Annotated in this window: 8 protein-coding genes, 1 tRNA gene, 3 rRNA genes and 1 other RNA gene; all 13 read right to left on the reverse strand. The window is 40.2% G+C overall.

Annotated elements, in window-relative coordinates; all coding sequences use genetic code 11:
* Nucleotides 1-590: 590 nt before the first annotated feature.
* A 5S ribosomal RNA gene (gene rrf / locus ACM6UH_RS00005) occupies nucleotides 591-705 on the reverse strand.
* Between the two features lie 78 nt (nucleotides 706-783).
* Nucleotides 784-3,706: ribosomal RNA gene (locus ACM6UH_RS00010) — 23S ribosomal RNA — on the reverse strand.
* Between the two features lie 284 nt (nucleotides 3,707-3,990).
* Nucleotides 3,991-5,543 (reverse strand): 16S ribosomal RNA (locus ACM6UH_RS00015).
* Together the 16S, 23S and 5S rRNA genes form the textbook arrangement of a ribosomal RNA operon.
* Before the next feature lie 621 nt (nucleotides 5,544-6,164).
* The gene (gene recR / locus ACM6UH_RS00020) at nucleotides 6,165-6,761 is read right to left on the reverse strand and encodes a recombination mediator RecR (protein WP_002484223.1); all 597 of its coding nucleotides are present in this window, start codon (nucleotides 6,759-6,761) and stop codon (nucleotides 6,165-6,167) included.
* 4 nt (nucleotides 6,762-6,765) lie between these two features.
* A complete protein-coding gene (locus ACM6UH_RS00025) occupies nucleotides 6,766-7,083 on the reverse strand; it encodes a YbaB/EbfC family nucleoid-associated protein (protein ID WP_002484224.1) in 318 nt (105 codons plus the stop codon).
* A gap of 89 nt (nucleotides 7,084-7,172) precedes the next feature.
* The gene (gene dnaX, locus ACM6UH_RS00030) at nucleotides 7,173-8,885 is read right to left on the reverse strand and encodes a DNA polymerase III subunit gamma/tau (RefSeq protein ID WP_047505357.1); all 1,713 of its coding nucleotides are present in this window, start codon (nucleotides 8,883-8,885) and stop codon (nucleotides 7,173-7,175) included.
* Nucleotides 8,886-8,944: 59 nt separating this feature from the next.
* Nucleotides 8,945-9,475 (reverse strand): GNAT family N-acetyltransferase, encoded by a 531-nt coding sequence (locus ACM6UH_RS00035; protein WP_002484226.1) that lies wholly within the window; start codon nucleotides 9,473-9,475, stop codon nucleotides 8,945-8,947.
* Between the two features lie 189 nt (nucleotides 9,476-9,664).
* Nucleotides 9,665-9,934, reverse strand: an RNA gene (gene ffs / locus ACM6UH_RS00040) — signal recognition particle sRNA large type.
* A gap of 106 nt (nucleotides 9,935-10,040) precedes the next feature.
* Nucleotides 10,041-10,766 carry a trehalose operon repressor gene (treR, locus tag ACM6UH_RS00045; RefSeq protein WP_011303885.1) on the reverse strand — a complete coding sequence of 242 codons (726 nt, stop codon included), beginning with the start codon at nucleotides 10,764-10,766 and terminating at the stop codon, nucleotides 10,041-10,043.
* Nucleotides 10,767-10,791: 25 nt separating this feature from the next.
* Nucleotides 10,792-12,426: an alpha,alpha-phosphotrehalase gene (gene treC, locus ACM6UH_RS00050; protein WP_011303886.1), complete on the reverse strand. Its 1,635-nt coding sequence runs from the start codon at nucleotides 12,424-12,426 to the stop codon at nucleotides 10,792-10,794.
* 89 nt (nucleotides 12,427-12,515) lie between these two features.
* Nucleotides 12,516-13,943: a PTS system trehalose-specific EIIBC component gene (gene treP / locus ACM6UH_RS00055; protein ID WP_047505354.1), complete on the reverse strand. Its 1,428-nt coding sequence runs from the start codon at nucleotides 13,941-13,943 to the stop codon at nucleotides 12,516-12,518.
* A gap of 369 nt (nucleotides 13,944-14,312) precedes the next feature.
* Nucleotides 14,313-14,405, reverse strand: a tRNA-Ser gene (locus ACM6UH_RS00060).
* Nucleotides 14,406-14,461: 56 nt separating this feature from the next.
* Nucleotides 14,462-15,925 carry a glutamate synthase subunit beta gene (locus ACM6UH_RS00065; protein ID WP_002484230.1) on the reverse strand — a complete coding sequence of 488 codons (1,464 nt, stop codon included), beginning with the start codon at nucleotides 15,923-15,925 and terminating at the stop codon, nucleotides 14,462-14,464.
* Nucleotides 15,926-15,931: the final 6 nt, after the last annotated feature.

Genomic DNA, 15,931 nt, shown 5'->3' on the forward strand with positions numbered 1-15,931 from the left:
TTCTTACATACGAGTTTTGACTCGTATGTTCATTTAATCAACACCGCTTGTAAGCTCGCTTCGTCTTTTGTTCAGTTCGTCAGTTTCAAACGCTTTCTCATAATAGCTTATTTTAGGTTTTTCAGTTCTTCGAACTGGAGAAGTTAAGCTTTTTTGACACAAAAAAAGAGACTCGCTTGGGTCTCTGATTGCCTGTAAAACGTCACTTCTCATTTCAATGAGTTAGTGACGTTTACACATGTGCTTTAGCTCATGTGCTCCTCTCTGCCTACTCTTGCGGAACGTAAGTCGGCTACCATCGGCGCTAAGGAGCTTTTTCTATCATGAGGCAAGCGCTCGCATCTTTTCTCACTTTCACGCTTTCCTATAAAGAATAACTTTCCAATTTATTGGATTTAGTTATTCTTACATACGAGTTTTGACTCGTATGTTCATTTAATCAACACCGCTTGTAAGCTTGCTTCGTCTTTTGTTCAGTTCGTCAGTTTCAAACGCTTTCTCATAATAGCTTATTTTAGGTTTTTCAGTTCTTCGAACTAGAAGTTAAGCTTTTTTGACACAAAAAAAGAGACCCGCTTGGGTCTCTGATTGCCTGGCAACGTCCTACTCTTGCGGAACGTAAGTCCGACTACCATCGGCGCTAAGGAGCTTAACTTCTGTGTTCGGCATGGGAACAGGTGTGACCTCCTTGCCATTGTCACCAGACAATGAAATGTATGAAATTATACATTCAAAACTAGATAGTAAGTAAAATATGATTCAACCAAACAAAACATTTAAAATTTGATTAAGTCTTCGATCGATTAGTATTCGTCAGCTGCACATATCGCTATGCTTCCACCTCGAACCTATTAACCTCATCATCTTTGAGGGATCTTATAACCGAAGTTGGGAAATCTCATCTTGAGGGGGGCTTCATGCTTAGATGCTTTCAGCACTTATCCCGTCCATACATAGCTACCCAGCGATGCCGTTGGCACGACAACTGGTACACCAGAGGTATGTCCATCCCGGTCCTCTCGTACTAAGGACAGCTCCTCTCAAATTTCCTACGCCCACGACGGATAGGGACCGAACTGTCTCACGACGTTCTGAACCCAGCTCGCGTACCGCTTTAATGGGCGAACAGCCCAACCCTTGGGACCGACTACAGCCCCAGGATGCGATGAGCCGACATCGAGGTGCCAAACCTCCCCGTCGATGTGAACTCTTGGGGGAGATAAGCCTGTTATCCCCGGGGTAGCTTTTATCCGTTGAGCGATGGCCCTTCCATGCGGAACCACCGGATCACTAAGTCCGTCTTTCGACCCTGCTCGACTTGTAAGTCTCGCAGTCAAGCTTCCTTATGCCTTTACACTCTATGAATGATTTCCAACCATTCTGAGGAAACCTTTGAGCGCCTCCGTTACTCTTTAGGAGGCGACCGCCCCAGTCAAACTGCCCATCTGACACTGTCTCCCACCATGATAAATGGTGCGGGTTAGAAATCCAACACAGCGAGGGTAGTATCCCACCAACGCCTCCACGTAAGCTAGCGCTCACGTATCTCAGGCTCCTACCTATCCTGTACAAGCTGTGCCGAATTTCAATATCAGACTACAGTAAAGCTCCACGGGGTCTTTCCGTCCTGTCGCGGGTAACCTGCATCTTCACAGGTACTATGATTTCACCGAGTCTCTCGTTGAGACAGTGCCCAAATCGTTACGCCTTTCGTGCGGGTCGGAACTTACCCGACAAGGAATTTCGCTACCTTAGGACCGTTATAGTTACGGCCGCCGTTTACTGGGGCTTCGATTCGTAGCTTCGCAGAAGCTAACCACTCCTCTTAACCTTCCAGCACCGGGCAGGCGTCAGCCCCTATACATCACCTTACGGTTTAGCAGAGACCTGTGTTTTTGATAAACAGTCGCTTGGGCCTATTCACTGCGGCTCTCCTGGGCGTTAACCCTAAAGAGCACCCCTTCTCCCGAAGTTACGGGGTCATTTTGCCGAGTTCCTTAACGAGAGTTCGCTCGCTCACCTTAGAATTCTCATCTTGACTACCTGTGTCGGTTTGCGGTACGGGCACCACAATTCTAGCTAGAGGCTTTTCTTGGCAGTGTGAAATCAACGACTCGAGGAAACAATTTCCTCTCCCCATCACAGCTCAATCTTAAGAGTGCCGGATTTGCCTAACACTCAATCTCACTGCTTGGACGTACAATCCAATCGTACGCTTCGCCTATCCTACTGCGTCCCCCCATCGCTTAAAACGAATAATGGTGGTACAGGAATATCAACCTGTTATCCATCGCCTACGCCTATCGGCCTCAGCTTAGGACCCGACTAACCCAGAGCGGACGAGCCTTCCTCTGGAAACCTTAGTCAATCGGTGGACGGGATTCTCACCCGTCTTTCGCTACTCACACCGGCATTCTCACTTCTAAGCGCTCCACATGTCCTTGCGATCATGCTTCAACGCCCTTAGAACGCTCTCCTACCATTGTCCTTACGGACAATCCACAGCTTCGGTAATATGTTTAGCCCCGGTACATTTTCGGCGCAGTGTCACTCGACTAGTGAGCTATTACGCACTCTTTAAATGATGGCTGCTTCTAAGCCAACATCCTAGTTGTCTGGGCAACGCCACATCCTTTTCCACTTAACATATATTTTGGGACCTTAGCTGGTGGTCTGGGCTGTTTCCCTTTCGAACACGGACCTTATCACCCGCGTTCTGACTCCCAAGTTAAATTGATTGGCATTCGGAGTTTGTCTGAATTCGGTAACCCGATAAGGGCCCCTCGTCCAAACAGTGCTCTACCTCCAATAATCATCACTTGAGGCTAGCCCTAAAGCTATTTCGGAGAGAACCAGCTATCTCCAGGTTCGATTGGAATTTCTCCGCTACCCACAACTCATCCGCTCACTTTTCAACGTAAGTCGGTTCGGTCCTCCATTCAGTGTTACCTGAACTTCAACCTGGTCATGGGTAGATCACCTGGTTTCGGGTCTACGACCAAATACTCAACGCCCTATTCAGACTCGCTTTCGCTACGGCTCCACATTCACTGCTTAACCTTGCATCAAATCGTAACTCGCCGGTTCATTCTACAAAAGGCACGCCATCACCCATTAACGGGCTCTGACTACTTGTAAGCACACGGTTTCAAGTTCTATTTCACTCCCCTTCCGGGGTACTTTTCACCTTTCCCTCACGGTACTGGTTCACTATCGGTCACTAGAGAGTATTTAGCCTTGGGAGATGGTCCTCCCAGATTCCGACGGAATTTCTCGTGTTCCGTCGTACTCAGGATCCACTCAAGAGTGAACAAACTTTCGACTACAGGATTATTACCTTCTTTGATTCATCTTTCCAGATGATTCGTCTAGTCTGTTCTTTTGTAACTCCGTATAGAGTGTCCTACAACCCCAACAAGCAAGCTCGTTGGTTTGGGCTCTTCCCGTTTCGCTCGCCGCTACTCAGGGAATCGATTTTTCTTTCTCTTCCTGCGGGTACTAAGATGTTTCAGTTCTCCGCGTCTGCCTTCAGATATGCTATGTATTCACATATCGATAACACGACATAACTCGTGCTGGGTTTCCCCATTCGGAAATCTCTGGATCAAAGCTTACTTACAGCTCCCCAAAGCATATCGTCGTTAGTAACGTCCTTCGTCGGCTTCTAGTGCCAAGGCATCCACCGTGCGCCCTTAATAACTTAATCTTTTTTGACTTTCAACACGAACAAGTCGGTTGAAAACCCAAAATGTTATTAATCTGTGAGTGTTCTTTCGAACACTAGCGATTATTTCTTTTTGAATTCAAAGCTTGTTAAAAAACTCTAATTCACTCGGTTTTGCTTGGTAAAATCATAAATTTTACTTACTTATCTAGTTTTCAATGTACAAAATTATGCAATGAATACTCCAATGAGCATTCAAAACTGAATACAATATGTCAATGTTATTCCTACATCTTCGTAAGAAGATGTTCCGAATATATCCTTAGAAAGGAGGTGATCCAGCCGCACCTTCCGATACGGCTACCTTGTTACGACTTCACCCCAATCATTTGTCCCACCTTCGACGGCTAGCTCCATAAATGGTTACTCCACCGGCTTCGGGTGTTACAAACTCTCGTGGTGTGACGGGCGGTGTGTACAAGACCCGGGAACGTATTCACCGTAGCATGCTGATCTACGATTACTAGCGATTCCAGCTTCATGTAGTCGAGTTGCAGACTACAATCCGAACTGAGAACAACTTTATGGGATTTGCATGACCTCGCGGTTTAGCTGCCCTTTGTATTGTCCATTGTAGCACGTGTGTAGCCCAAATCATAAGGGGCATGATGATTTGACGTCATCCCCACCTTCCTCCGGTTTGTCACCGGCAGTCAACCTAGAGTGCCCAACTTAATGATGGCAACTAAGCTTAAGGGTTGCGCTCGTTGCGGGACTTAACCCAACATCTCACGACACGAGCTGACGACAACCATGCACCACCTGTCACTTTGTCCCCCGAAGGGGAAGGCTCTATCTCTAGAGTTTTCAAAGGATGTCAAGATTTGGTAAGGTTCTTCGCGTTGCTTCGAATTAAACCACATGCTCCACCGCTTGTGCGGGTCCCCGTCAATTCCTTTGAGTTTCAACCTTGCGGTCGTACTCCCCAGGCGGAGTGCTTAATGCGTTAGCTGCAGCACTAAGGGGCGGAAACCCCCTAACACTTAGCACTCATCGTTTACGGCGTGGACTACCAGGGTATCTAATCCTGTTTGATCCCCACGCTTTCGCACATCAGCGTCAGTTACAGACCAGAAAGTCGCCTTCGCCACTGGTGTTCCTCCATATCTCTGCGCATTTCACCGCTACACATGGAATTCCACTTTCCTCTTCTGCACTCAAGTTTCCCAGTTTCCAATGACCCTCCACGGTTGAGCCGTGGGCTTTCACATCAGACTTAAGAAACCGCCTACGCGCGCTTTACGCCCAATAATTCCGGATAACGCTTGCCACCTACGTATTACCGCGGCTGCTGGCACGTAGTTAGCCGTGGCTTTCTGATTAGGTACCGTCAAGACGTGCACAGTTACTTACACATTTGTTCTTCCCTAATAACAGAGTTTTACGAGCCGAAACCCTTCATCACTCACGCGGCGTTGCTCCGTCAGGCTTTCGCCCATTGCGGAAGATTCCCTACTGCTGCCTCCCGTAGGAGTCTGGACCGTGTCTCAGTTCCAGTGTGGCCGATCACCCTCTCAGGTCGGCTACGTATCGTTGCCTTGGTAAGCCGTTACCTTACCAACTAGCTAATACGGCGCGGGTCCATCTATAAGTGATAGCAAAACCATCTTTCACTTTAGAACCATGCGGTTCCAAATGTTATCCGGTATTAGCTCCGGTTTCCCGAAGTTATCCCAGTCTTATAGGTAGGTTACCCACGTGTTACTCACCCGTCCGCCGCTAACGTCAAAGGAGCAAGCTCCTTATCTGTTCGCTCGACTTGCATGTATTAGGCACGCCGCCAGCGTTCATCCTGAGCCAGGATCAAACTCTCCATAAATGAATTATGATGTTTGATTAGCTCATAAAATACTAATTTGTGTTATCTCTAACACTTGTTTTGAACCAACAATTTAATGTTGCGTTCGGAATTAACGTTGACATATTGCAATTCAGTTTTCAATGTTCATTTCTTCAATCACAAGAATTAATTTTACTCGCTTTGACCCAGAAAGTCAAGAACTTTTAAAAATTATTTTTCGTTGTATTTTTCATTTCTTCAATCACAAGAATTAATTTTACTCGCTTTGACTCAGAAAGTCAAGAACTTTTAAAAATTATTTTTCGTTGTGTTTTTCATTTCGTTTTTGTGTTTGTCGTTTTGTTTCGTCCGACAAGATAATACTATACACGCTTAATTTACTTTTAACAACGGTAAAATTTACACTATAACTCCGTGTTTTCATTGCGTTTTCATCAAAAAGCAAACCTCCTTATACATATATTTTTTAAAGTACGTTTTTAGACAATTTAAAGATTGTAACACTACACTTATCATAGATTTACTGCTCAATAACCATACTTTGATTTCTTTTACATTTTTTTAATTTTATTTACAAAAAAATAAAGCTATCTGTTTAAGATAGCTTTATCGCTTACTTCATATTGTATTTCAACCATATTACATCTCTGTTCTGCCCATGATAGCCTTAGATAATGTAACTTCATCAGCATATTCTAAATCGCCACCAACAGACAAACCTTGAGCTAATCTAGTGACAGTAATTCCAATAGGTTTTACTAATCTAGATATATACATCGCTGTCGATTCACCTTCTAAATTAGGGTTCATCGCTAATATAAGTTCTTTAACTTCTTCATCTTTGAGTCGGTTAATCAAACTAGGGATATTGATGTCTTCTGGTCCAATACCATCCATCGGCGAAATAGATCCATGCAAGACATGATATAAACCTTTATATTCTCTCATCTTTTCCATTGCAATAACATCTTTATCATCTTCGACTACACAAATAACCGAGCGATCTCGTTGTTTATCCTGACATATATAGCAAGGATCCTGTTCTGTAATATGCCCACACTCACTACAATAAGTAAGTTCTCGTTTCACATCTACTAATGCCTTAGCAAATTGTACAACGTCATCTTCTTTCATATCTAATACATGAAACGCCAGACGTTGAGCTGTTTTTGGCCCAATGCCTGGCAGTTTCATGAAACTGTCAATTAGTTTCGAAATTGGTTCAGGATAGTGCATATGATCACATTCCAGGGATGTTTAAGCCTTGCGTATGCTTACCTAAACGTTCTTGTGTAAGTTCATCAGCTTTATTCATTGCCTCATTCGTTGCAGCAATTACTAAGTCTTGTAACATTTCAATATCATCAGGGTCTACCGCTTCTTCTTTAATTTCCACGTCAAGCACCTCTTTATGACCAGAAACTGTTACAGTAACCATACCGCCACCAGCTGTACCTTGTACTTTTTCTTCTTTAAGCTTTTCTTGCTCTTCGCCCATTTTCTTTTGCATTTTTTGCATTTGTTTCATCATTTGTTGCATATTTCCGCCACCGCGCATAAATATATCCTCCTTAAAACTTATATATTATATTGAATATCATTCATCTTTCGTTTCATTATACATGCCTTTTTAATCATTGTCATGTATCACTCTTCATCTATGATATTTACCGTACTTTCACCAAATAGGTCTTTCGCTTTCTGAACTACGTCTACTTCTTCAGGTTCTGTTGTATCCGTACCATTGTTATGTGTATCTTCTGATGTACCTTGCTTCCTATTTTGAAGGTATTCTGATCTCACACGCATCCACTGGTCTGCAGGTACACCAACCACTTTAACGGTTTTATCTATAATATTACAAACAACATTTTCGATATTTTCACGTTTTTCATCGTCTTTATTCACGATTTCACAATGAATTTCTTCTTCTAATTTAATTAGTACATGCGTTTCACTTGCAGCCACCGGTTCAGAATTTTGTAAAAGACTGACCAATGACTTCATATCATTACTTTTAGCATGATCAACCACTTCTTGCCAGTGATCTTTAAGCTGCTTGATATCATCTTTATTAGCTTTATCTAATACTTTAGCAATTTGCTGCATAGAAAATGCATTTTTAGACTGACTACTTTTAGTTGTAGAACGTTTTGATTGTTGTGGTTGCGCACTCGTTGTTACACCATTCGCTTTAAGTGTTTTTAATTCACTTTCTAATTGTTCCATTCTTTGCAGTAACACATCATTGTTTGGTTCTGTTGCTACACTTGTAGTCGCTAATGTTTGAACACTTTCTGGTTTTTCTTTTATCATTTCTGCGATTTTTACTAACAAGACTTCAAAATGCACACTTTGGTTTACGCTAAATCTAATAGAAACGAGTGTATCATTAATGATATCAATCATTTTGTAAAGTACTTCTAAATCAAAATGCATCAGCGCATCATATTCAGTTTCTTCATTAGATGTCTTATTCATGATTGTATCTCTGACAAAGTAGATCATATCGTTAATCAAACGATTTACTTCTTTACCTTGTGAGATGAATTGATGATACGTAGAGAAGGCGTTTCTCACATCACCTTCTACAACTTCCTTAAATAATTCATTTAAAGCTTTCGCATCTACACTACCAGTAACATTCAATGCATCTTCTAACGTTAAATGTTCATCTCCAAAAGCAATTGCTTGGTCCATGATACTCAATGCATCACGCATACCACCTTCGGATGCTTTGGCGATAAAGTTTAATGCCGCTTCATCATATTCAATCGCTTGCGATTCCGCTACAAACTTTAATCTTTCCACAATTTCTTCCTGGCTTATCGCTTTAAAATCAAATCTTTGAGCTCTTGATATTATTGTCGGAGGTATTTTATGTGGTTCTGTCGTTGCTAAGATAAATATAGCGTGTGCTGGTGGTTCTTCCAATGTTTTAAGCAATGCATTGAAAGCACCTGTAGTTAGCATATGCACTTCATCAATAATATAAACTTTAAACTTTGATTCGCTCGGCGCATATTTTACTTTATCTCTAATATTTCTAATCTCATCTACACCATTATTACTCGCAGCGTCAATTTCAATCACATCTGAGTTAGTCCCTCGTGTAATCCCTTTACAAATTGCGCATTCATTACACGGTTCGCCATCTGAACGTTCAAGACAGTTAATTGCTTTCGCAAACACTTTCGCAATACTTGTCTTACCTGTCCCTCTTGGACCACTGAAAATGTATGCATGGGATTGTTTCTCTTTTGAAATTGCATTGCGTAGTGTTTTAGTTACATGTTCTTGACCTACAACATCTTCGAAACTCTGCGGTCGGAACATTCTATATAAAGCTTGATAATTCACTTTCGCACCTCCAATTGCATTCACAAACTATTATAGCATTGAACTTCGTACTTTGAATATCAATTAAAAGCTTCTGAGTACACGACATCACCTTGAGGCTGTTCTAATAGTTGATCCCACAGGAATTTTACCATGAAATATTCTGAAGGCACGTCAAATGGACATGTTATGTCATAATCTGCTGCTGGTTCGTATCCAAACTGATTATAATATTTTGGGTCACCTAGCACTATAATGGTTGTATAGTCTTGTGTTTTCGCACGTTCTTCTACAGCTTGTATCAACGCCTTACCCAAGCCTTTATTTCTATATTCCGGCAATACTGATAGTGGGGCTAATGCCAGAACAGTATATCGCTTCGTTCCATTAATGACTGTTATTTCAGATAGCATAATGTGACCGACCACATCACCGTCATTATTTTTAGCTACCACTTCAAGCTCATAATTATACTCAGGTGCGTTCCTCAGTTTAGCTACCAAATTTTGTTCATCATGATTCGACTCTGTAACATCTGCAAATGCTGCTTCGATTGCTTTCAAGCTTGTGTCATAATCATTTTCAGTTAGCGTACTTAAATATATTTGCATTGGTTTCCCCCCCAAACGTTCAGTTCAAGCCTTTAATGTCATAACATCGATTTCCAACAAGTTTTAAGACGGTTCCAATATGCCATCAAAGTATTGTTTATATTTTAATATAAAAAAAGAGTGACCGCTATCAAAAGATAAGTCACTCTTTATATATGTATATGATTTCATTAGTTTTAAAAATTAAAACCGTGCACCTTCGCTTCGAATGCGTATCACAAACGTTACCAAAGTCGACAGCTAAATCTCGGCAACCCTACGGCACATACGATGATCCACTTAATGCTGCTTCCGTCAGGACCTGACATGATTCATGGGTTCATATTGCATAGGACCGAGATCTTCAGACACTACGTGCTTTGGGCAGACTTCACAAAAACGCACCCTCAGCAAAGGAATTAAGTCTCGCATAAAGCGGATTTCGAGTACAGGGAACCGCTACCTCCCCACCTAGCACGGCAAGATATATCATACTATAATCTCATATTAGAATGCAAGTATTACCTTTTGCATGGCTAGTAAAACCTTTACAAATCCTTCACACATCAGTCTTATCATTGTACATTTATAGTTTATGACGTCTAGAAAAATCATTGAATTTAAATTCGGTCGCTAAATGTTTAGAAATATTATACTGAAATATCGTAGTGTCTTTTAAATGAACAATGCCACGTACCGTCGCTGTATACGCTGGATTGATTTCACCAAACACTTCATACTCCATCTCTCCAAACGGTTCAAATGTTATGGATTTGTTTGAATAACTAATTTCCAACCCTAATGTTTCCTCAATGTATTGATATAAAGAGTTTGTAGCAATTTCCGCTGTAACATTCGGCACAATTTCTTCTATTAGATAGTCTTCATCAATGATTTTTACTCTATCATCTATTTTTCTAGTACGTACCACATGACATAAGACAGTATTCATACTAATATTTAAAGCTTCTTTGACTCTCGGAACATCGCCCGCAGTAATGCTTTCGATCATCTTCACTTCTGTGTCATGCTGTAAACCTAGTCCGCGTTGCACTTCTCTAAAACTGGTTAAGTCAGCAAAAGGAAATTCTGTTACACCTTGATAAATAACAATAGAACCTTTCCCTCGAATCTTTTGTATCATTCCTTCTCTAACGAGTAAATTTAGCGCTTTACGCACAGTTTCACGTGATGCCTGATAAGATTCTACCAATTCATGTTCCGATGGCAATTGAGCACCATACGATATACGTGATTCAATAATATCTTTCCGCAATGTTTCATATATCGTAATAAATTTCTTCTGTGTCATCGTTTCGCTCACTGCCTTTTATAGATTATTGTGCAACTACTATGACGCCAAATCCATCAATCTTTCCATCTATCAACTGGCCATATTGCACTATGACTTCGCCATCTAACTTTAATCCTTCTGGTATTTCTATGCGTTCTTTTGAAAAGTTTGCAAGCACTATCCAAGTTTCACCTTTATAATGACGTTTATATATAAACAATTCATTGTGATCCATGTATAGTGGTTCAATATTTCCATAAGTAATAATGTCATGCTCATGGCGTAATTGAATTAAATGTCGATATGTCTGAAGTATGGATTGTTCATCTTCAACAGCTGCTTCAACGTTTATTTTATCAAAATTATTAGGGATATCAATCCATGGTGTACCTGAAGTGAAACCAGCATGTTCACCTGCTGTCCATTGAACAGGCGTTCTAGAATTATCACGTGATTTTTGTCCAAGAATAGTTAAAATTTCTTGCTCCTCATATCCTGCTGCTTTCATTTTGTCATAAGCATTTAAAGATTCAACATCACGATACTGTTTAATGTCATTAAAGCCTGGATCCGTCATACCAATTTCTTCGCCTTGGTAAATATATGGCGTCCCTTGCAACATATGCAGTACAGTCGCTAGCATCTTAGCACTTTGTTTACGTAGTGGTTCAGATGTGTCATCACCAAAACGCGTAACGACACGAGGCTGATCGTGATTACACCAAAATATCGCGTTCCAACCGCCACCTTCATAAATACCAAGTTGCCACTCCATTAGAATGTCTTTCAACTTATGAAAATCTAATTTAGCATTCGACCATTTTTCTCCGTCTACATAATCTACTTTAAGATGATGAAAATTAAACACACTACTTAATTCTTGTCGTTCAGGCGAAGTATATTTCACACAATGATCTATGGTTGTCGAAGACATTTCGCCAACAGTCATTAATTGTTTATCACCAAATGTTTGCTGATTCATTTCGTGTAAATAGTCATGAACACGTGGACCATCTGTATAGAATTCTTTGCCGATTTTTTCGGAGTTTTTAAATTCACCTTTTGAAATGAGGTTAATGACGTCGAATCGAAAACCATCTATTCCAAAATCAATCCAGTGATTAATGATGTCGTATAGCACACGTCTGACTTCAGGATTATCCCAGTTCAAATCTGCTTGTGTCACATCAAATAAATGTAAATAATATTCATCCGTTTTTTCATCATATTTCCAGGCATTTCCACCAAATTTGGATTCCCAATTCGTAGGTGGTTCTTCATTTGCCGATCTTCTAAAGAAATAATAATCTCTATAAGGACTATTTTTATCAGCATATGCTTGTTTAAACCATTCATGCTCTGTTGACGTATGGTTGATCACGATGTCCATCATAACCTTGATATCTCTTTTATGCGCTTCAGCCACTAGCATTTCTAAATCTTCAATTGTCCCAAACTTCTCATTCACTTTATAATAGTTGCTAATATCATAACCATTATCATTCATAGGCGATTCATATACCGGTGTTAGCCAAATATAGTCCACACCGAGATATTGTATATAATCTAATTTTTCAATAATTCCTTGTAAGTCACCTTCACCACTACCTGTCGTATCATTAAATGACTTCGGATAAATTTGATAAACGACTGATTTTCTCCAATCATTTTGTTGCATATTATTGCCACCTCTACTTTTAATATTTTAAAAAAGAAACCCGCTAAGTAATTTTAGCGAGTTTAATTGTACTTCTCTGTCGTTGACGCCTATTCTTCAACCATTTCTTTCGCTTCTTCTTTACTAAATCTTGATAGGAATACTGTTAATATGGCAGGAACTACAAATGCTATAGCTGTCACTACTAAATATACTCCCCAGTATTCACTTTTTATTGAAATAAATGCTGGAAGACCACCAACACCAACACTACCTAGCACACGCGTCGCACCTAATACTGCACCTAAGATACAAGAAGTTGTAATCGCGGCGATAAATGGATATTTCAGTGGTAAATTCACCCCAAATAGTGCAGGTTCTGTGACACCTAAGAAACCTGAAACGCCTGAAGTCATTGCTAAACCTTGTTCTTTGACCATTTTACGTCTTCTATAAACGAACCAAGCACCAAATGCTGCAGAACCTTGGCAGATATTAGAAATTGCAAGAATTGGCCACAGATATGTGCCACCAAGCTGACTACCCATTAATTGGAAATCAACTGCTAAGAACATATGGTGTAAACCAGTAATAACTAATGGTGCATAGAACAAACCATAGATGGCACCACCTAACCAACCAGCATGTTCAAACACAAATGTTACGCCATTTGTGATGCCAGTACCTAGCCATAACGCAACAGGACCAATAACAATAAATGCTAAGAACCCTGTAATCAATAGTGCTACAGGTCCAACGACCAACATTTTAATTGAATCATGCACAAATTTATTTAAGAATTTTTCAATCTGCGCTAATACATATGCAGCAAGCAAGATCGGTAATACCTGTCCTTGATAGTTTAATTGCTTAATTTCTAAACCAAGTATATCCCAGGTTGGAATATGACCTTTCGCTATATCGTATTGTGATACAAGCTGTGGATTCATTAAAATCAAGCCTAAAACCAAACCGAGAATTTGACTCCCACCAAACACACGCATACTACTCCAACCGATTAACGCGGGTAAGAATATGAACGCTGTACTTGCAATGACATTAATAATATTCGAAATATCACCTAGCTGCGGAAATTGTTCTACCAGTGGCTTTGGACCAAATAACCCTTCCATCGTCAGTAAGTTATTAATCCCCATCAGTAAACCAGCAGTTACGATTGCAGGTAAAATCGGTATAAAGATATCTCCCAATAACTTAATCAACCTTTGAATCGGATTTCCTTTCTTCGCCGCTGCCGCTTTTGCATCATCCTTAGATGCTTCACTGACACCTGTTTCTTGGATGAATTGCTTGTAAACTTCATCTACTGTGCCAGGTCCAATAACGATTTGGTATTGGTTGTCTGCTTTAAATTGTCCTTTCACTAAATCATTATTGCTCAATCTATCTTTATCTACTTTATCATCATCTTTCAAGACCAGTCTTAGACGTGTCACACAATGTGTTGCTGTGTCCAAGTTGTCTTTGCCCCCAATAGCTTCGACGATATCTTGTACATCTTTCTTTTTAACAGCCATGATGATTCACTCCCTTATAATTAAACTTTAGATATTACTAGAAGTATAACTTGTCTATACAAGTTTTGTAAAGGTTTTCATAAAAGGGGGGGTGCTCGTCGACTACAGGGCTACAATCTAAATATTTAAAACCACCTATAACAATGAGTTGGCGTTATTAGGGGGCTCAAATTATAGATGGTTACATCATAATCATGTACTTCTTTGATAAATTTACGGAAATGACCTTACATCTTTTTTCTATATAAAAGTACTTAGCCTAACTTAAATTTCGAATATGTAGAAAAGCGCATTAAAAAAGCAAGCATCCAAATTTTTCATTGAATACTTGCTTTATCTATATCATTAGTCTTGGTATTTTAAATATAATGGCGGAGGAAGAGGGATTCGAACCCCCGCGGGCCGTTAAGCCCCTGTTGGTTTTCAAGACCAATCCCTTCAGCCGGACTTGGGTATTCCTCCAAACACAATATTTATAATATTATAGTCCATGACAAAAGTCAATTAAAATCATTACCTTATACTAATGTTTTTTCTTTTAAATATTCATCCACTGCATTTGCGACAGCTCTTCCTTCTTGAATAGCCCATACCACAAGACTTTGACCTCTTCTAGCGTCTCCAGCAGCAAAAATGTTCGGTTGATTGGTTCTAAAATCTTTGTTGTCAGCTACAATTTTGTTTCTTTCTGTTTGAATATTAAAAGCATGCGGTACTGTTGTTTCTGTACCTATGAAACCAATCGATAACAATACTAGATCTGCAGGCCAATGGCGTTCTGTTCCATCTACGACCACCATGCCTTCGTCTGTTTCTTCCAGAATTTGAGTATAAACACCTTTCACATTACCAATACGGTCAACATCATAACGCATCGTTTGCACACCATAAGCACGCGGCTCAAATCCAAAGCGCTGTTCATATTCTTTATGCGCGTAATCCATTTTGAATACTGGCATTGCTAATGGCCAATAGGTATTTTCATCAAATTCAATCGCTTCAGGTTGTTTCGTATACTTATTAAATTGGACGATAGACTTACAGTTTTCACGAAGTGCTGTTGCAACACAATCGGCTCCCGTGTCTCCCGCTCCAATAACGACCACATTTTTACCTTCTGCAGAAATCGTTGGTTCCTTGATTTCACCATTCAAATACTGACCTTGCTCCGTCAAATAATCCATCGCAAAATGTATGCCGAATCCCATACGCCCTTCTAATGGTAAATCTCTCGCATTTTGAGATCCTGTACATAAGATGATTGCGTCATGTTTCTCTTCTAATGCTTCTCTACTCACGTCGACACCAATCTCTGTATCTGTTTCAAATCGGATGCCCGAAGCTTCCATAATAGATATTCTACGACGCACGACATCTTTATCTAATTTCATATTAGGTATGCCATACATCAGTAGACCGCCCGCTTCATGCGCACGTTCATATACCGTTACATGATAACCTAATTTATTAAGTTCTTCTGCTGCCGTTAATCCTGCTGGGCCACTACCAACGATGGCTACAGACTCATCTTTACGTTGTTCTGGCACAATTGGTTTAACCCAACCGTTTTCATATGCTTCATCAATAATCGTTCTTTCAATACCTTTAATAGCTACTGATTCACGATTTATTTTCATAACACATGATTGTTCACATGGCGCTGGGCATACTCTACCTGTAAATTCTGGAAAATTATTCGTTTCACTTAATCGCTCATATGCCGTCTTAAAATCTTGTCTATAAACTAAATCATTCCATTCAGGTATATAGTTACCGATAGGACAACCAATCGTTTCTCTGCCAAATGGTTCACCTGTCTGACAAAATGGCGTACCACAATCCATACAACGTGCACCTTGTTGTGCAGCTTCGTCTTTTGTAAACCTTTGCTGGAATGCGTCATGATTTTTCAAACGATCAACTAAAGATAATTCGTGTAATTGTTGTTTGTCATAATTCATAAATCCTTTAAATTCACCCATGACAAT

The organism is Staphylococcus sp. LKG4-2 (assembly GCF_050955665.1).
GTDB classification, from domain to species: domain Bacteria; phylum Bacillota; class Bacilli; order Staphylococcales; family Staphylococcaceae; genus Staphylococcus; species Staphylococcus saprophyticus.

Bases quoted from the DNA above. Each gene is read 5' to 3' on its own strand.
- treP (WP_047505354.1), bottom strand. From the start codon at position 13,943: ATGGCTGTTAAAAAGAAAGATGTACAAGATATCGTCGAAGCTATTGGG.
- treC (WP_011303886.1), bottom strand. From the start codon at position 12,426: ATGCAACAAAATGATTGGAGAAAATCAGTCGTTTATCAAATTTATCCG.
- ACM6UH_RS00035 (WP_002484226.1), bottom strand. From the start codon at position 9,475: ATGCAAATATATTTAAGTACGCTAACTGAAAATGATTATGACACAAGC.
- treR (WP_011303885.1), bottom strand. From the start codon at position 10,766: ATGACACAGAAGAAATTTATTACGATATATGAAACATTGCGGAAAGAT.
- recR (WP_002484223.1), bottom strand. From the start codon at position 6,761: ATGCACTATCCTGAACCAATTTCGAAACTAATTGACAGTTTCATGAAA.
- ACM6UH_RS00025 (WP_002484224.1), bottom strand. From the start codon at position 7,083: ATGCGCGGTGGCGGAAATATGCAACAAATGATGAAACAAATGCAAAAA.
- ACM6UH_RS00065 (WP_002484230.1), bottom strand. From the start codon at position 15,925: ATGGGTGAATTTAAAGGATTTATGAATTATGACAAACAACAATTACAC.